The sequence below is a fragment of the Nocardiopsis sp. SBT366 genome, from assembly GCF_001083815.1.
In the GTDB taxonomy this organism is placed as follows: Bacteria; Actinomycetota; Actinomycetes; order Streptosporangiales; family Streptosporangiaceae; genus Nocardiopsis; species Nocardiopsis prasina.
On the sequence record NZ_LAVM01000039.1, the window covers coordinates 24419 to 41484 of the forward strand.

Annotated in this window: 13 protein-coding genes; 5 read left to right on the top strand and 8 right to left on the bottom strand. The window is 70.8% G+C overall.

The features are described from left to right. Nucleotides 1–17: 17 nt before the first annotated feature. Nucleotides 18–893: an aldo/keto reductase gene (locus ADX84_RS13800; RefSeq protein ID WP_049573375.1), complete on the bottom strand. Its 876-nt coding sequence runs from the start codon at nt 891–893 to the stop codon at nt 18–20. 413 nt (nt 894–1306) lie between these two features. Between ADX84_RS13800 and ADX84_RS13805 the strand changes: the two genes are divergently transcribed. The 4 genes from ADX84_RS13805 (at nt 1307) to ADX84_RS13820 (ending at nt 5972) form a co-directional block, all read left to right on the top strand. Further along, nucleotides 1307–1708: a peptidase inhibitor family I36 protein gene (locus tag ADX84_RS13805; RefSeq protein ID WP_199776591.1), complete on the top strand. Its 402-nt coding sequence runs from the start codon at nt 1307–1309 to the stop codon at nt 1706–1708. Nucleotides 1709–1777: 69 nt separating this feature from the next. Next, the gene (locus ADX84_RS13810; protein ID WP_156208080.1) at nt 1778–2647 is read left to right on the top strand and encodes a hypothetical protein; all 870 of its coding nucleotides are present in this window, start codon (nt 1778–1780) and stop codon (nt 2645–2647) included. Nucleotides 2648–2970: 323 nt separating this feature from the next. Beyond that, nucleotides 2971–4500: a fatty acyl-CoA synthetase gene (locus ADX84_RS13815; RefSeq protein ID WP_049573384.1), complete on the top strand. Its 1530-nt coding sequence runs from the start codon at nt 2971–2973 to the stop codon at nt 4498–4500. A 650-nt stretch (nt 4501–5150) separates the two neighbouring features. Next, on the top strand, nt 5151–5972 hold the full coding sequence (locus ADX84_RS13820) for an SAM-dependent methyltransferase (protein WP_049573386.1): 822 nt from the start codon (nt 5151–5153) through the stop codon (nt 5970–5972). A 76-nt stretch (nt 5973–6048) separates the two neighbouring features. Here ADX84_RS13820 and ADX84_RS13825 read toward each other — a convergent pair whose 3' ends face one another. From ADX84_RS13825 to ADX84_RS13850, 6 genes are all read right to left on the bottom strand, one after another. Then, the gene (locus tag ADX84_RS13825; protein ID WP_049573389.1) at nt 6049–6786 is read right to left on the bottom strand and encodes a methyltransferase domain-containing protein; all 738 of its coding nucleotides are present in this window, start codon (nt 6784–6786) and stop codon (nt 6049–6051) included. Between the two features lie 4 nt (nt 6787–6790). Then, complete coding sequence (locus ADX84_RS13830; protein WP_049573392.1) at nt 6791–7558, bottom strand: SDR family oxidoreductase; 768 nt, start codon at nt 7556–7558, stop codon at nt 6791–6793. Continuing rightward, entirely contained in the window at nt 7555–8415 is an 861-nt protein-coding gene (locus tag ADX84_RS13835; RefSeq protein WP_049573395.1) for a TauD/TfdA family dioxygenase, read from the bottom strand. The genes ADX84_RS13830 and ADX84_RS13835 overlap by 4 nt, the downstream gene beginning before the upstream one ends. Nucleotides 8416–8444: 29 nt before the next feature. Then, the gene (locus ADX84_RS13840; protein WP_049573402.1) at nt 8445–12776 is read right to left on the bottom strand and encodes a non-ribosomal peptide synthetase; all 4332 of its coding nucleotides are present in this window, start codon (nt 12774–12776) and stop codon (nt 8445–8447) included. 114 nt (nt 12777–12890) lie between these two features. Next, complete coding sequence (locus ADX84_RS13845) at nt 12891–13427, bottom strand: DUF6309 family protein (RefSeq protein WP_049573405.1); 537 nt, start codon at nt 13425–13427, stop codon at nt 12891–12893. Continuing rightward, nucleotides 13424–14239, bottom strand: a complete 816-nt coding sequence (locus ADX84_RS13850; RefSeq protein WP_049573408.1) for a phytanoyl-CoA dioxygenase family protein — start codon at nt 14237–14239, stop codon at nt 13424–13426. The genes ADX84_RS13845 and ADX84_RS13850 overlap by 4 nt, the downstream gene beginning before the upstream one ends. Nucleotides 14240–15217: 978 nt before the next feature. Between ADX84_RS13850 and ADX84_RS13855 the strand changes: the two genes are divergently transcribed. Next, entirely contained in the window at nt 15218–16555 is a 1338-nt protein-coding gene (locus tag ADX84_RS13855; protein ID WP_049573462.1) for an MFS transporter, read from the top strand. A gap of 11 nt (nt 16556–16566) precedes the next feature. On the opposite strand, the gene ADX84_RS13860 is transcribed toward ADX84_RS13855, so the two are convergent. After that, nucleotides 16567–17031 carry an Lrp/AsnC family transcriptional regulator gene (locus tag ADX84_RS13860; protein ID WP_049573414.1) on the bottom strand — a complete coding sequence of 155 codons (465 nt, stop codon included), beginning with the start codon at nt 17029–17031 and terminating at the stop codon, nt 16567–16569. Nucleotides 17032–17066 lie beyond the last annotated feature (35 nt).

The window sequence follows — 17066 nt, forward strand, 5'->3', positions numbered from 1 at the left end:
GGGGAGCCCCCCCGAGCTCAGGCTTCGGGGATGTCACGCCCGAAGGCCTCGGGGGTGACCGACACGGGGTCGGGGCCTCCCCGGACACCCGTGTCGAGTGCGTCGATCGTGGTGAGCTGGTCCGTAGTGAGCTCGAAGTCGAAGACGTCGAAGTTCGCGGCGATCCTCTCGCTCCTGACCGACTTCGGGATCGCGGACCGGCCCTCCTGCAGGTGCCAGCGGAGCATGACCTGCGCGGGCGTCCTGCCGTGGGCCGCCGCGATCTCCCGGATCACCGGGTCGTCGAAGGTGGACCGCTCACCGTGGCCCCGGTAACTGGTGATGCCGCCCATCGGTGACCACGCCTGGGTCAGGATTCCCTGCTCGGTGTCCGCGGCCTGGGCGTCGGACTGCACGAAGTAGGGGTGGACCTCGATCTGGTTCACCGCGGGTACGACGTCGGTCCGTTCGAGCAGGTCGGCCAGGACCCCGGGCATGAAGTTGCTGACGCCGATCGCCCGGACGCGCCCGTCGTCCAGCAGCGTCTCCAGCGCCCTGTAGGCCTCGACGGTGTCGTCGAACCTCGTGGGGACCGGCTGGTGGAGCAGCAGCAGGTCGATCTGCTCGACGCCGAGCTTGCCCGCGCTCTTGTCGAAGGCGTGCAGGGTCCGGTCGTAACCGTAGTCACTGATCCAGACCTTCGTCTCGACGAACACCTCGGACCGGTCCAGGCCCGAACGGCGGATGCCCTCGCCGACCTCACGCTCGTTGAAGTACGCGGCGGCGGTGTCGATGAGCCGGTAGCCGACGCTGAGGGCCTCGGCGACGGACGCGGCGGTGACCTCGGGCGGGGTCTGGAAGACGCCGAAGCCCAACGCGGGCATCGCCACACCGTTGTTCAGGGTCAGGTTCATGTTCGTTCTTCCTTCGGTCGTCCGATCGGGGGGACCGCGTCGACACCCTCCGTGATGCCCGGTGCCCGTTCATGATGTCGAAGGAACGCGGGGATCCCCTCCAACGGTCGGGGGTGTGTCGCCAGGTGAGGGGCCCCGCTCCTGGACGAACGGCCGCCACACCCGCACCTGACCTCTCTGCCGAATAACAGACAACATGAAATTCAGTAACGCCGTTGCGCATCATTTTGCATGCAGATTGCCCCAATATAGTATGTGATCTGCGTAATGTGACGCGGCGGCGGCCCGATGTGGCCAAGGCGTTTTCTTTCCATGCTCGAGCTTCTCGCCTAACGTCAATGGTGAACACGAAGGAGTGCGATCGGGAAATGCCGGTCGTGGCAGTTGTCGGTGTATCCAACCAAGGGAACCCCATGTCTGTCAGGAAGCGATTGTTCACCACCGCCGCAATGGTGGCCGCCCTCGCCGTCGCCGGTGTCCTCGGCACGGCTCCGACGGCCTCGGCCGCGAGCGTCCCCCTGGTCGAGGCGCAGGCCACCTACATCTACCTCTACGAGCACGACAACTTCAAGGGCGGGTCCTGGCGGACCTCCGGCAGCGACAGCAACCTGGCTGGCGACTGCTGGAGCGGCTCGGGCTGCCGTAGCGTCAACGACAACGCCAGTTCCATGAAGAACCAGAAGTCCAGCAACGCCTCCTTCTACGAGCACGCGAATTACAAGGGGCCCTCCTACTACGCCCAGAAGAACTCGTCCGACAAGGACCTGACCGACAACGGATTCGACAACAAGATCAGCTCCGTCCGGGTCTGGTGATCGGTGTGCCGGGAAAGCCGGGCGCTATGCGGTGCGCGGCCTTCTCGGCACCATTTCCGGTGGAGAACCATGAACAGACTTCTTCGGGTGACCGGAGCACTGTGCGTTGCCGTCGGTCTCGCCGCCTGTGGCGTCCAGGACGACGAGGGAGGCGGGGAGCGCTACCTCCCCGCCGAGGAAGGGGTACGGTCGCTGACCCTCCCCTTCGACGAGTACACGCTCTCCCCCTTCGAGATGCGCACGCTCGACTACGCGCAGGACCTGCTCGTGCGCGACTGCATGCGCCAGCACGGCATGGACTGGCGAGTGCTGCCCGCCCCCAAGGAGGAGGGGACCGACCCTCCGCACCGGGGTCGATACGGAGTGATCGAGTCGGAGGTGGCTGAGCGGTACGGCTACGGCGCGCCGCCCGGGTCAGCGGACGAGGCCCTCGTGGAGGAGGTACGGGAGGACCGGCTCACCCTCCTGGCCACCGAGCACCGGGTGGCCTACGGGAGCGAGAGCGCGGCCGGGTGCCTCCAGGAGGCGGGCCGGGACATCATGGCGGGTGTCCCGGACATGGACCACGACCGGTTGAACTCCTTCATCCAGACGGGCTTCGAGACCTCTCGAAGCGCCCCGGAGGTGGTCGACGCCTTCGCTGCCTGGAGCGCGTGCATGGCGGACCGGGGCTTCGACTACCCCACGCCGTCGGAGGCACCGACCGACGCGCGCTGGAGTGACGGGGAGGGCGATCCGTCAATGGAGGAGACCGAGGTGGCGGCGGTGGACGTGGCCTGTAAGGAGGACGTCTCGGTGGTCGAGATCTGGCGCGACGCGGAGGCGGTGGCACAGGAGCGCCTGATCGAGGAACACCCCGAGGACTTCGCACTCTTCGCCCAGGTGAGGCAAATCAGACTGGAGACGGCACGAACGGCGATCGAACGGTTCGGGGCCTAGCGGGGCCGCCGCAGGAGCGGCTGCCTGGGAGGTCGGGATCCACCCACCACCGTGCGGAGCCAGAGGAGGCCGCGCCCGGCGCCGGGGCGGAGCCTGATCGGCGCCTGCCACCGGGTGATCCGGGTGATCCGGGCGATCCTGCGCGGAGGCGGGTCAGAATCGCCTTGAGGGCGCCACGCCGGGTGGTCGACGTCGTCGAACACCGACCATGCCGGAATCACGGCGCCACCGTCTTGCCGGTCTGACTCGTGGGGCACGAGGATGGCTTCCGTGTGCGCGGCCCGGCTCCCACCGGGCCGTACCTACGGGAAGAGACAGGTGCCATGACCGCATTGACGACCTCCAGCCGTGTGGACGACATCCTCCGGCGGAGCGCGACCAGAACCCCCGCGAACACCGCGCTGGTCTTCGGCGACCGAGAGTGGACCTACGCCGGACTCGACGACGCGGTCACCCGGGCGGCCGCGCGGCTGCTGGCGACGGGCGCGGTCAAGGGGGACCGCGTCGCGGCCTACGGCAGGAACTCCGACGCCTACCTGATCGGCTTCCTGGCCTGTGCGCGGGCCGGGCTGGTGCACGTGCCCATCAACTTCGCCCTCAAGGGTACGGAGCTCGCCTACCTGCTGGAGCAGTCCGGCAGCACCGTGGCCCTGGTCGACCCGGCGCTGCGCTCGGCCGTGGACGAACTGCGCACCGAGACCGGCGTCGAGCAGGTGCTGGAACTGCGCGACGCCCCCGGCTCGCTGCTGGAGGAGGCCACGCGGGGCCCGGTTCCCGATCTGGACGCGGAGGTGGTCGACACCGACCTGGTCCAGCTCCTGTACACCTCCGGCACCACCTCCAGACCCAAGGGCGCCATGATGTCCCACCGGGCGCTCGTTCACGAGTACCTCTCGTGCCTGGTGGGGCTGGACCTGGACGCCGGGGACAACCCGCTGCACGCGATGCCCCTGTACCACTCCGCTCAGCTGCACGTCTTCCTCCTTCCATGGCTGGCGGTGGGTGCCCGCAACACCCTGGTGGAGGCACCCGACCCCAGGGACCTGCTGAACCGGATCGAGGCCGACGGGCACGGGGCCTTCTTCGCCGCCCCCACGCTCTGGGTGGCGATGGCCAACCACCCCTCGTTCGACGACCGCGACCTGTCCAGCCTGCGCAAGGCCTACTACGGCGCCTCGATCATGCCCGGACCGGTCCTGGACCGGCTCCGCGCTGCCTTGCCCGACCTCGGCTTCTACAACTGCTTCGGCCAGAGCGAGATCGGCCCGCTGGCCACCGTTCTGCGCCCCGAGGAGCACGGGGCCAGGCCCGCCTCCGCGGGGCGTTCCGTCCTGTTCGTGGAGCTGCGCGTGGTGGACGAGAACGGTGAGGAGGTCGCCCCGGGTGAGCTCGGGGAGGTGGTCTACCGGTCACCACAGCTGTGCCTGGGCTACTGGGACAAGCCGGAGGAAACCGAGGAGGCCTTCCGGGACGGGTGGTTCCACTCCGGTGACCTGGTGCGCGCCGACGCCGAGGGCTACATCGAGGTGGTCGACCGGATCAAGGACGTCATCAACACCGGCGGAGTGCTGGTGGCCTCGCGCGAGATCGAGGACGTGCTGTTCGCGCATCCCGGGGTGGCCGAGGCCGCTGTGGTCGGGACCGCTGACGAGAAGTGGATCGAGGCGGTGACGGCCCACGTGGTGCCCGCGGCGGACGCCGACACCGAGGCGCTGCCGGAGCAGTTGGTGGCGCACGTGCGACGCCACCTCGCGCCGTTCAAGGTGCCCAAGACGGTGCGGCTGGTCAGCGAGCTGCCCCGCAACGCCTCGGGCAAGATCCTCAAGCGCGAACTCCGCGACCGCCCCGCCTGACCCCGCGCGGCCCTCCGGTCACGCCGTGACCGCCCCCCGGAGGGCCTTCCAGCCTCGACCACGTGGTGCTCCCGGGTGAACGTCCCGCCCGTGGCGAACCGGAGGAACATGCGCCCGTCCCGCTCGGAGCGGGCCAAGGAACGTCGTTCCCCGGTGTGGAGCGGCCTCCATGAGCCGCCACCGCGCCTCGCTGGACCGTCGCCCGCCACCAGACGAAAGCACACAGGCCCCGGACACGGATCCCCGACCAGCGCGGACCGGTCGTCGGCGCGGAGCAGATCCGGCATGTGCCAGTTGAACGCGTCCCGGAATGTGCCGGTGAACGCGTCAACGGAGTCTGGGTGGATGGATCGAGCCGAAGCGATCGAGGGGTTCGCAGACGAAAGGGCAGCCTGCCTGCGGTGTCCCTCGGTTCTCCAAGGGGCCGGAATGCCCACAAGGGGTGGGCATCTGCCCGGAGGGGTGGTGGGGATGTGGCGTCCTGGCGTGCGGGGTCGGAGAGCACGCATACCTCCCATCCGTCCGTTCGGGTCGGTTTCCCCTATGGTTGGGGCGAACGGCTTCTGGCTGGGAGGTACCGCCGTCCCGAGACGGTCGGAGACCGCCCGGCCGCGTGGCGCGGCCCCCTGCGTGTAGAGGTAGATGCTCCTATGTCCGACGGCTCCTCCCAGCCCCCCGCCGGCGGTTTCGACCGGCCCTCTCCCATCGACACCACCCGGACGCACTCGGCCCGGATCTGGAACTACTGGATGGGCGGCAAGGACCACTACCCGATCGACCGCGTCGCGGGTGACCAGGTGGCCGAGTCCTTCCCGGAGATCGTGGACCTGGCCCGCACCAGCCGGGAGTTCCTGAACCGCGTGGTGACCCACCTGACGGAGGAGGCGGGGATCCGCCAGTTCCTCGACATCGGCACCGGGATGCCCACCGCGAACAACACCCACGAGGTCGCCCAGGGGATCGCGCCCGAATGCCGGGTGGTCTACGTGGACAACGACCCCCTCGTGCTCGCGCATGCGCGTGCCCTGCTCGTGGGAACCCCCGAGGGCGTCACCGACTACATCGACGCCGACCTGCGTGACCCCGAGGCGATCCTGGAGCGGGCCGCGAAGACCCTGGACTTCGATCAGCCCATCGCCCTCATGCTGATGGGCGTGCTCGGCCACGTCCCGGACGAGGAGCTCCAGCCGATCGTCGGGAAGCTGCTGGACGCGCTGCCCTCCGGCAGCTACCTGGCCAGTTACGACGGCACCAACACCAACGAGGCCTACAACGAGGCCATCGAGGCGGGCAACAAGCACGGCGACGACCCCTACCGCCTGCGCAGCCCGGAGGCGGTCGCCGCTCGCTTCGAGGGTCTGGAGCTGCTGGAGCCGGGTGTGGTGCCCTGCCCCCGGTGGCGCCCACTGGAGGGTGAGCTCAGCGCCCGTCGCGGTTTGGACCAGTACGGCGGAGTGGCCCGCAAGCCCTGACAGCCCGGTTCCCCGGTCACGGCGTGAACCGCCTCGGGGGCACCCGACAGGTGCCCCCGGACCCGGGATCAGGTGTTCAGGTGTTCAGGTGCCGCCAGCGGACCGGGTCGGGGTGGGCGCGGATGCCCTCGCTCCGCGGTAGGTCACCGCGTTCGGAGCACTCCAGGACCAACATCTCCTCGTCCCCCGGGTCGAAGGCGTACTCCACCGGCTCCACCCGCGAGGACACCCCGCAGTCGGCCAGGAACTCCCGCATGCGGTCCAGCTCCGGATAGCGCGTGAAGTCCGCGTGCTGGAACAGCGGATACAGCCGCACCTGCCAGCGGGACAGCCGCACCAGCTCCAAGAGCGCCTCCCGGTGGAACTCCTCGTCCAGCTGCCTGCCGTAGGAGAACAGCAGGTGGGAGCTGAGCACCAGGTCGAAGGAGTGGTCGGGGAAGGGCAGGTGCGGCAGGGAACCCTCCACGTAGCGTTCCGGGTGCGCGGTGACGTCCGCGCCGAACCTGCGCGCCGACACCGAACGCAGCCGCGTGTACTGCTCCGGTCCCTCGAACCACGTCCACACGAAGTCCGACTCGTGCTCTACCAGGTCGGCGTGCTTGTGCTCGTTCTCCAACAGGGCCAGCTCGGCCAGCTTCCCCCGGTTCTCCCCGTACTCGGGGTCCACCGCCGTGACGTCGGAGCCGCGGGCACGGGCCTCGGCCGTGAAGCTCGCGGCGCCGCCGGGGCAGTCCAGGATCCTCAACGACAGGTCGTGGTCGCTGAGCCCGAACATGGACCGGTACTCCGCGAAGTCGCGCGCGCTGACGAACATCCGCTCACCCCCGCCCGACGAAGGGCATCGAGGTGGGCAGTACCGTCAGGTACTGCACGTTGCTCCCCGGCGGCATCGACGCCATGAGGAGCAGGGCCTCGACGAAGCGGTCCAGGGGGAGGGTCTGTTCCACGGCCGAACTCCCGTCGGCCTGCCTGGCCGGGGGTTGGGGACGCCCGTCGGAGGGCTCCACGTTGCCCACGTCGATCTGCCCGCAGGCGATGCCGTGCTCGCGCCCGTCCAGCGACAGCGCCTTCGTGAGGCCCAGGACCGCGTGCTTGGCCGTGGTGTAGGCGATGGCGTTCGGCCGGGGCGCGTGCGCGGAGGGCGCTCCGTTGTTGATGATGCGCCCGCCCCGGGGCGACTGCTCCCGCATCGCGCGGAACGCCTCCTGGGCGCACAGAAACGTGCCGGTCACGGTGGTGTCCATGATCCGGTTCCAGTCCTCGAACCGGACGTCCTGCACCGGCACCCTGGGCACGACCGCCCCGGCGTTGTTGAACAGCAGGTCCACCCGGCCGAACCGCTCCCGCACGGCGGCGAACAGCGCGGTCACCTCCTCGGGACGTCCGATGTCGGTCGGGAGGGTCAGCATCCGGTGCGCGTCCCCGCCCGCCAGGGCGACCGTCTCCTCCAGTGCCTCCTTGCGGCGACCGGCGATCGCCACGGACCACCCCTCCGAGAGCAGGGCGAGCGCCGCGGCGCGCCCCAGCCCGCTGCCGCCCCCGGTGACCACCGCGACCCCGCGCTCCGGGGTGACTCCCTCGTTCACCGCGCACCCGCGCTCATCCAGGCCCGCAGCACGCGGCGGCTGCCCGGGCCGGGCACGTCCACGTAGGGGGACCGCCCGTGCAGGACCCGGGAGTTGCGGATGACCAGCAGGTCACCGGCGCCGAGCAGGAGCTGGAAGGCGATCTCCGGCCGGTAGAGGACCTCGTCGAGGACGTCCAGGGCCTCCCACTGGCGGTCGGTCAGGGGCGGGCCGCCCCGCTCCGGGGAGGTACGCACCGTGCGGGTCTGGTAGTAGCAGCCCACGGTCCCGTCCTCCTGCGTGAACAGGATCGGGGAGACGATCACCTGCTGTCCCGCCCGGCCGGTGCGGTCGAAGGTCCAGTCCTCCTCCAACGTGGCGAGCACGTCCGGGCGCTCCCCGCCGATGATGCTCCGCACGTGGCGGGCGCTGGCGAGCTTGGTGTACCCACCTCCCCGTACCGCGGGCTGGAGGCACAACAGCACCAGGAGATCGCAGGTGTCGCAGTGGAACCCGAGTTCGGTGTTCCCGTCACCGTCCTGGTCCCGAAGCACCCGGAACAGGTCTCCCTCGGCGTTCTGCGGGATGATCTCGCCGAAGTCCCGTAGGACGAAGGAGAGCGCCGAGACGATGTCGGCCTCGTCCGCAGCCGGGTCCATCAGGTTCGGGACGTGCGCGAAGCCCACCGAACGGATGCTCTCGGAGCTGAACGAGCGCAGCCGCTCACGCACCCGTGAGGCACCCTCCCACCGATCCGCCCGGGCGTCCCGCCACAGCAGCGCGCGCTCCTCGTCGGAGAGCGGCATCGACCACAGGTCGCGACGGGTGTCCAGGGTCGTGCTTCCCCAACCGATCTCGGTCGTGGTGTTCTCGGTCATCTGGCGGGCCGTTCCCTTCGTCGTGGGATTCACTGGGGCGGTTCGGGGAGGAAGCCGACGGCCGTGGCCCAGGCCATGGCCGCCGACCACCACTCGCGGGTCGGCGGCGCGAAGCGCACGCCGACGCGATCGAGCGCGGAGGTCGTGTGGGAGCTGTCGACCACCACGTTGCGCGATCCCAGCTGGGACCAGGCGGAGGCCAGCCGGGCGGCGGTCGGATGGGTCCGCTCCACCCGGGACAGCGCCGCGCTGAACGCGTGGTCGTCGGTGAGCCTGACCGGATGGCCCAAGGAGACCAACCAGGCCACCAGTTCGTCGTGCGGCACCGTGTACGGGGACTCCACGTGGTACACGCCCGGCGCCGCGTGGGCGTGGGTCACCATCGCCGCGATCCCCGCCGCCACCGTGTCCACGTGGGAGAACGCGAACGACTCCGAGGGACGGCTCGGAGCGGCACCGGCCAGCACGTAGCCGCGCACCAGCTGGTAGATCCGGTTGTCCTCCACGTTGCGCTGGAAGGCACCGGTCCGGCTGTGCGCCGCGACGTGGCCGCTGCGGTGGACATAGCACTGGCGTCCCGAGGCCGCCCACGAGCGGACCTCCTCCTCCGCCGCGAACTTCGTCCTCTCATAGGGGGTGCGGAACCGCTGCCCGATCCGCAGATCGGCCTCGCTGAACCGGCGCGGGACTCCGTCCACGCCCCCCGCGACGGCGAGCGTGGACAGGTGGTGCAGGCGGGCGCCGGGCACCTCGGCGTCGATCCACGCGAGCAGGCGGCGGACCCCCGCGACGTTGGTGCGTTCCAGTTCGTCGGGGGGAGCGACCAGGCGCACGTCCGCCGCCGCGTGGACGACCGCGCGCACGTCCCGGACCCGTTCCAGGCCGTCCCGTGACAGCCCCAGGCCCTCTCGGTTGACGTCACCGGCGATCACGTCGAACCCGCCGACCCGTCGGTCCGCGCCGTCGATCGCGGAGTCGAGCCGCCGCGCCGCGTCCGCGTCGTCCCCGCCCCGGACCAGGCAGGTGACGTGCGCGTCGCGGTCCAGGAGGGCGGCCAGCAGGTGGCGGCCCAGGTAACCGGTGGCCCCGGTGAGCAGCACGCGGACCGGTTCCCGGACCCGCGCGCTCGTGCGAGCGGTCCCGGACTTCGGGGCGCCGGTGAGCAGCAGCTGGCCCGAGGTGGAGACGGCGCTCCTGTCGGGCTCAGGGGGAGCGCTCCCGACCTCGCTGGCCACGGCCCCACCAAAGGCCGAGACTATTCCGTGGGCGTCCTCGTGGGACAGCCACGGCCAGGCGTACACGAGGTCGGCCACCAACCTGCCCTCGACGATCCGCGTGGTGAGCCGCAGTCGGTGGTGCGGGTCCCCGCTGGGACAGCGCGCCGCCCCGCCGCTCTCGGGGGCGACGGACCAGGCCAGCGACGGTTCGTCGGGCAGCTCGAAGGTGCCCAGGAAGTTGAACCCGGCCTCGGGGAGCGCGACGTCGGCGTCCATCGGCACCTGCTGGGCCTCCCGCACCAGGTGCTCGACCCGCGCGGTGGTCTCTGCCGAGGAGGAACGGACCACGGTCCGCACGTCCACGGCTCCGCCGACACTCCCGGAGCCGGTGGCGGACCCCGGGTCCGTGCCGGGAGCCGCCACGGTCACGTGCTTGACCGCCGTGAACCAGCCCACGGTGTCCATGTACGCGTCGCCGCGACTCGTGGTGTCGCGGCCGTGGGTCTCCACCTCCACGGTCAGCCGCGGCCGACCGTTCCGGCGCAGGACGGCCTCGGAGAAGGCCGACAGCAAAAACGCCTCCAACCGCTGGGAGCGCCCGTGACGGCGGACCAACCGGTCGGTGTCGCCCTCGTCCAGGGCCCAGGTCAGGGCCGCTGGTTCCAAACCGGGATCGGCGGGCGGCCGCGTGCGGAGCGGAGCCGCCCGGGGGGGGGGGGGGGGCGCGGCGGTCGCCGCCCACCGGTAGAAGTCGGCGGTCACGGGCATACGGTGCGGGCTCCCCGTGAGCGCCGCCCGGTAGGCGTGGGCGAGGTCGTCGAGCAGGACCCGCCAGGAGAGCCCGTCGATGGCCAGGTGGTGCACGATGACTGCCAGCCGGTCGTCGCCCCCGGGACCGGAGAAGTCGCCCCCTGCTCCGGAGAACAGGTGGATCCGGACCAGACGGCCCGACTCCGGGTCCAACCCCCGGTGCAGCTCGGTACAGGTGGCCTCGACCTCCTCCGAGACCCGGGCGGGGTCGAAGGGGAGCCGGGAGAAGGTCACCGCGTCCGTCTCCTCAGCGGGGCGGGGGAGACCCGGACCGCCCGTCGCCACGGGTTGGCGCAGCGCGGGATGGCGGCGCAGCACCTCCACCACGGCGCGGGAGAGCGCGGACGGGTCCACCGGGACCCCGCACCGCAGGACGGCCGACTGGTTCCAGTGCCTGGGGTCCCGTACCCGCTGCTGGAAGAACCAGCGCTGGGCCGGCGCCAGCCTCCCGGCCCCGGCGGCGCCCGCGTCCTCCGTCGGGTCGGCGGCCTCCCCCGAGAGCGGGGCGGCCGCCTCCGCCAGTAGCGCCGCGGTGGGGTTCAGGTAGAAGTCCTCGAACGCGACCCGGTACCCGGACCTGCGCAGCGCCGTGACCGTGCGCATGGCCAGGATCGAGTCACCGCCGATCTCCAGCACGTCCGTGTGTGGGGCGACCAGGGGCAGGCCGAGCGCACCCGCCCACAGGTCGGCGATGGTCTTCACGAGGGGGTCCCCGGCCGGTGCGCCGACCGTGTCCGGGGGCGCCGACACGTCGGGGGCGGTCCCGGGATTCCTCCCCCCGAGTTCCAGGACCCGGTCCACCAGCACGGACAGGCCGTCCCTGTCCAGCTTGCCGTTCGGGCCGGTGGGGAACTCCGGCACCACGACCAGCGGCTGGGGGACCGAGTACGCGGGGAGCCGGTCCAGCAGGTACGAGCGCAGGGAGGCCACCAGGCTCGCCTGCGCTCCGCCGTCCTCGCCGACCACCGGCCGCACCGCCGCCAGGAGCTGGGCCCCCGCGGGGTTGCGGCGCACGATCACCGCGGACCGCGCCACCCCGGAGAAGTCGTCGATCACCCGCTCCACGTCCGCCGGATCGACCCGGTAGCCCCGGATCTTCACCTGGCGGTCGGTCCGACCGGCGAAGACGAGGTCGCCGTCCGGGCGGCGGCGACATCGGTCACCGGTCCGGTACCTCGGTCCGTCGTCGTGCGGGAGGAAGCGGCGCGCGGTCTCCTCCGGGCGCCCGAAGTACCCCGGCGTCACACCTGGACCGCCGATGAGCAGCTCGCCGTCGGCGCCGTCCGGTACCGGACGGCCCTCGGCGTCCACCAGGTACAGGCCGTTCCGGCCGATGGCCGTCCCGATGGGGACCGTCGCCTCGTCCTCGGGAAGTTCGGAGGGGGAGACGGCCACGAAGCAGCTCGCGCCGATGGTGGCCTCGGTCGGACCGTAGTGGTTGACCACCCGACCGGCCACACCGTCCTTCAGGAGCCCGGCCGCCAGGGAACGGGGCAGCGCCTCACCGCCCAACAACAGGGTGTGCAGTCTCGGAGCCCGACGCGGACGCCCCTCCAACAGGGCGGTCATGTGGGAGGGGGTGGTCTTGAGCACGGACACCCCCGCCGCGGACAGACAGGACCAGAAGGCCTCCGGGTCGCGGGCCCGGTCGTCGGGCACCACGTGGACCGACCCGCCGGTCGCAAGTGCCAGCAGCCAGGAGGTGTGCCCGAGGTCGGCGGCGAGCGTGGTGACGTGCGCGACGCACGGCGCGTCCTCATGGGTGAGGCCGAGGCGGTCCCGCAGGGAGAACGCGTAGTGCACGGTGTTGGCGTGGGTGACCGTGACCGCTTTGGGTTCCCCGCTCGAACCCGAGGTGAAGGAGAGATAGGCCGGGTCGGAGGCGCGCACCCGTGGCGGGGTCGCGCCACGGGGCTGGCCGCCGTGGCGCCCGACCAACGCGTCCAGGTCCACGAACTCGGTCCCGCGCGCCCCGGGCGCGGTGTGCCCGGGATCGGAACTGAGCACGTGCCCCACGGCGATCGCGTCCAGACGCCTGCGGACGTCGGGGCCGCTCCATGCGGGATCGACGACCACGGCGGCAGCTCCCGCGCGCAAGACCCCGTACAGCAACACGCACACCCGGATGTCGCGCGGGCCCAGCACCGCGACCCGGTCACCCCGCCCCACGCCCTGATCGGCCAGACGGGCAGCCACCCGGTCGGCGGCGGCGAGCAGCCCCCCGTAGTCGAGGGAGCGAACCCCGTCGGAGAGCGCCGGTCGGTGCGGGTGGGAGCGCGCGCCGCGCGCCAGCAGGTCGGAGAGTGAGAGGTCCGGGATCGTCGTACCTGTCAAGGGGGTGGGTCTCCAGTTCAGGCGGTGTCTGCTTGGGACGGCCCGGCACCTGTCCCCCTGGGCCTTCGTCCCCGCCCGTCACCGGCGAGGGAGTTCAGGAGAACAGGACCCGTCTCACCCGGCCGGTGCGGTGTCCGGGGCGCCCGCCACGAACGCCTCGGTGCGTTCGTCGGGTGACAGGCGCTCGTGCAGGGCCCAGGCGACGGTCCGGTGCAGCCCGTCCAGGTGGATGAGTCCGGTCCGCACCTCCAGGTCGGAGTAGTCGGTGTGCGGCACCGGGCGGGTGCTCAGGTAGACGGGGGTCAGGGGCCGCTCCCCGAACAGCTGGAGCTTCTCCGAGCAGATCGGGTTGGCCGCGGCCATCTCCGCGCCGCCCGACCGGACCAGCTCCGCCGCTTCGCCCACCGTCCGGCCCGACCGGGGGACCAGTTCGCGTCCTCCGCCCTCGCTCAGGTGCCAGGGCAGCACGATGCCGAGGACCTCGTCCCGGGACAGCAGGACCCGGTGCCAGGTGCCGAGGAGCTCGTCCGCCATGTGCAGGACGTCCTCCCCGTCCTGGTTGGTGTTGGAGACGTGGGCGCGGTCGACGGGGTGGTCGCCCCGGTAGACCTCCAACACCTCCGCGAAGGGCACCGTGCCGATCAGTTTCATGTGGTGGAGTCCCGTCCCGTCGTGTACTCGGTGAAGTGCCGCTCGGCAAACAGCTCGGGCCAGCGCCCCCCGCTGAGGTCGAGCTCGCGCGCCCGAGCGAGCATATGCCGCCAATAGGGCTTCACCGGATGCCATCGCGCGTCCGCCTGGCAGTAGGAGGCGTCCACGAAGTAACGGGGGTGCGGGTCGCCCCCGCCCTCGGGGGCGGGCCTGCGCGCGTGGAACAGGGAGGAGTTCATCAGGACCGTCGAGCCCGGGGGGAGACGGTCGATGACGGCCTCTCCCGGTAGCTCCTTGGTGCCCAGGTGAGCGCGGGACTGTTTGGAGGCGTGTTCCAGGTGGGAGCCGGGCAGAACCGCGAGATGCCCGACGCTGGGGTCGAGCCCGCCGAGGTAGTGCAGGGCGTGGACCATCAGCAGGCTCGGGTCCTCGCGGTCGTTGGCCTCGTGGTCGTGGTGCCAGGCCTTGCCGCCGGTCGACTCGCCGTGCCGGTCGCTGTGCAGGTGGTGGAAGACGAAGGAGGGCCCCATGAGTTCGGCGATCACCCGCATCAGCGGTTCGTGGGTGAGGAGTTCGCCGTGTGCGGGAAGCTCCAGTTCCAGGACCGGGGGCGTGCCGTGGGTCTCCGGGTCGACGCAGGCGGCGATGGAACGCGCGCGCAGCCCCTCGTCCACCCACCGGTCCACCTCGGGCAGGAGACGGTCGACCAGGTGCGCGGGCAGGAAACCGGGGAGGACGAGGTAGCCGGAGTCCGTGAACTGTCTCCGTCGCGCTGTGGCGCCGTCGAGTTCCGGGGAAAACGTGTGGGTCAAGTCTTCGCCCCTTGTTCGTGCTCGGGTGTCGGATCGGTCTTCCGGGGCACGACGGATTCCCTCCCGGAGGAATCCGTCGTGGAAAAGGCGTCGTGCCCGGGTGCGGGGGAAGCACGCCTGGCCAGGGGCGAGGGCTATTGGTGTGGCTGTCCGTGGCCGTCAGTGGTGGGTGCCCGGAGGGTCGACAGTATTAGTTTCACTTTGTCCGGATCGTTGTCAAGAGAATCGGGGAAACACGATCCTGGCCTGGAACTTCTCCCGCGGGGAGTGCTGGTGGGAAATTCACGGTACGCGCGGAGTATGAATTCAGCGGGGGAAGGGTAAGGGTGGTTGCGGCGGCAGTGCGCTCCCGGGGAGGGGAGCGCGCCTCGCGCCCCCCCTCTGAAACGAGTCGCGTAACCCCTGTTCAGGGCATGCGTTGCTGGACGCCTCGCGGAACGCCCGAAGGGCGGTGTGCGTCGTCGAAGCCCCGCGCCGATGGGGTCCTCATGAGAGGAGTTCCTTCCTTTCCCCCAGGTCGATTCGGGCATTTGGGGCGAAGGATGAATGCCGTAACATTCTTGGAACCGAGTTCCTGGGATCAATCCGAAGATCGTTCCTCCGTTCCGGAGAGTGGCCGATTCCGGACGGTCGAATGGACCCGTGGGGGTGCTGACCCCAGGGGTTCCTCCGTGATATCGATAGCCCCCGCCGCTTTATCCCCGCGTTCCGGAAGAACGGATACCGAGGCGCACTCGGGTCGGAGTCGCGACGCAGAGCCAGGGCAGGGAAACGCACGGGCTGCCCGCGTTATCGGGGACGGGTGAGAGGGAGTGGGACGGTCCCCTTGCCTGTGCGCACGATGATCGTGATGATGAATGCGACCCTCCCGCACCTGAACGGGCACCCCGGCCACGGGCGGGCGTTCGCGCCTCCTCCCACGGCGGGGTCGTTACCAGCTGGGCCCGCCGAGGAGAGAACGGAAGGTGAGTGGCCGGAGTGAGCACCACCGGACCCGCGCCCCAACTGGGGCGTGACTACTGGAGGCTGTGGTCCGCGAGCGGGATGACCAACCTGGGGGACGGGCTCATGACCGTCGCCGTGGTGTGGCTCGCCTCCGCGCTGACCCGCGACGCCCTCCTGGTCTCGCTCGTCGCCCTGACCTCCCGGCTGCCCTGGCTGCTGTTCTCCCTGCCCGCCGGGGTGATCACCGACCGGTACGACCGGCGCCTGCTGGTGGCATGGACGGACACCGGCCGTTTCGTCGTGATCGCGGCCTTCGGTGTGTTCGTCCTCCTCACCGAGGGAAAACTGCCCACCCCCGAACAACTGGCCGCCGGTGGGGGAGCCCCCGCCTCGGCGACCGCGCTGCTCGTCGGGCTCTACGCGATGTCGTTCCTGGTGGGCTGCGCGGAGGTGGTCCGGGACAACGCCGCCCAGACCCTCCTGCCCTCCCTGGTGGACCAACGGCTGCTGGAACGGGCCAACGGTCGGCTGTGGGGCGTGGAGGTGACCGCCAACAACTTCGTCGGGCCCCCGCTGGCCGGGGTCCTGATGGGTCTGGCCCTGGCCGTCCCGTTCCTGTTCAACGCCGGCCTGCTCGCGGCCGGAGCCGTGCTGCTGTTCACTCTCTCCGGGACCTACCGCCCTCGGGGAGTCCCGGCCGGGACGGGCCGGATCGCCTGGCGCGCGGAGATCGGCACCGGCCTGCGGTGGCTGTGGGGCAACCCGGTCCTGCGCGCGCTGGCACTGCTGCTGGGGGCACTCAACCTGGCCTCCGCCATGATCATCTCCCTGTTGGTGCTCTACACCCAGGACGTGCTGGGACTGTTCGAGGGTTGGCAGTTCGGGCTGGTCCTCACCGGTTCGGCCACCGGCGCGCTCCTGGGGTCGCTGCTGGCCGAACGGATCATCGCCTCCGTGGGGGAGGGGCGCTGCCTGGTCGGCTCGATCACGGTGATGGGGGTCGGGCTCGCTCTCTTCGGTCTGGTGCCCGTCACCGCCGTCGTGTGGCTGTCGGGCGCGGCGATCGGCGTCGCGATCGTGGTGTGGAACGTCATCACCGTCTCGCTGCGCCAACGCGTCATCCCCGACCACCTGCTGGGCAGGGTGAACTCGGTCTACCGGTTCTTCGGCTGGGGCACCCTGTCCGTGGGCACGCTCCTGGGCGGCCTGGTGGTCGTCGGCCTCGAACCGGTCCTGGGACGGGAGTGGGCGCTGCGCCTGCCGTTCCTGTTGGCCGGAGCGGCCCACCTGCCCATGCTGGTGTTCGCCTGGGGCCGGGTGAACGGGGAGAGGCTGGCCCGCGCCAGAGAAGCGGCCCCGGAACGCACCTGACCCCGTGCGGTTCAGTCGATGGGCAGGGGTGAACTGGGCTTGGTGACGCTGATGGCGAAGGTCGTCTCGATCGAGGAGACGGCCGGGATGGCGCGCAGCTTGGTGCGCATCAGCTCCTCGTAGGCGGGGAAGGAACGGGCGGCCACCTTCAGCAGGTAGTCGTGGTCGCCCGCCAGCAGGTAGGACTCGGTGACCTCCGGGATCCCCCGGATGGCCTCCTCCACCCGCTCCACCACACCGGTGCCGTGGGAGTCCAAACGCAGTCGGACGAACGCGGTGATGTCCAGACCCACCGAGGCCGGGTCGACCACCGCCGTGTACCCGGCGACCACGCCGGACTCCTCCAACCGCCGCACCCTGCGCAGACAGGGGGAGGGTGAGAGCCCCACGCGGTCGGCCAGGTCCTGGTTGCTGATCCGTCCGTCGCTCTGGAGTTCGTGCAGGATCCGCAGATCGATCTCGTCCAACCGTTGCATGTGGCAGATTCTGCCAAACACACGGCGCCTGGAGC

Coding starts and splice junctions, on each gene's coding strand:
- ADX84_RS13835 (WP_049573395.1), bottom strand. CDS start 8,415: ATGACCGAGAACACCACGACCGAGATCGGTTGGGGAAGCACGACCCTG.
- ADX84_RS13800 (WP_049573375.1), bottom strand. CDS start 893: ATGAACCTGACCCTGAACAACGGTGTGGCGATGCCCGCGTTGGGCTTC.
- ADX84_RS13860 (WP_049573414.1), bottom strand. CDS start 17,031: ATGCAACGGTTGGACGAGATCGATCTGCGGATCCTGCACGAACTCCAG.
- ADX84_RS13810 (WP_156208080.1), top strand. CDS start 1,778: ATGAACAGACTTCTTCGGGTGACCGGAGCACTGTGCGTTGCCGTCGGT.
- ADX84_RS13845 (WP_049573405.1), bottom strand. CDS start 13,427: ATGAAACTGATCGGCACGGTGCCCTTCGCGGAGGTGTTGGAGGTCTAC.
- ADX84_RS13805 (WP_199776591.1), top strand. CDS start 1,307: ATGTCTGTCAGGAAGCGATTGTTCACCACCGCCGCAATGGTGGCCGCC.
- ADX84_RS13815 (WP_049573384.1), top strand. CDS start 2,971: ATGACCGCATTGACGACCTCCAGCCGTGTGGACGACATCCTCCGGCGG.
- ADX84_RS13820 (WP_049573386.1), top strand. CDS start 5,151: ATGTCCGACGGCTCCTCCCAGCCCCCCGCCGGCGGTTTCGACCGGCCC.
- ADX84_RS13825 (WP_049573389.1), bottom strand. CDS start 6,786: ATGTTCGTCAGCGCGCGCGACTTCGCGGAGTACCGGTCCATGTTCGGG.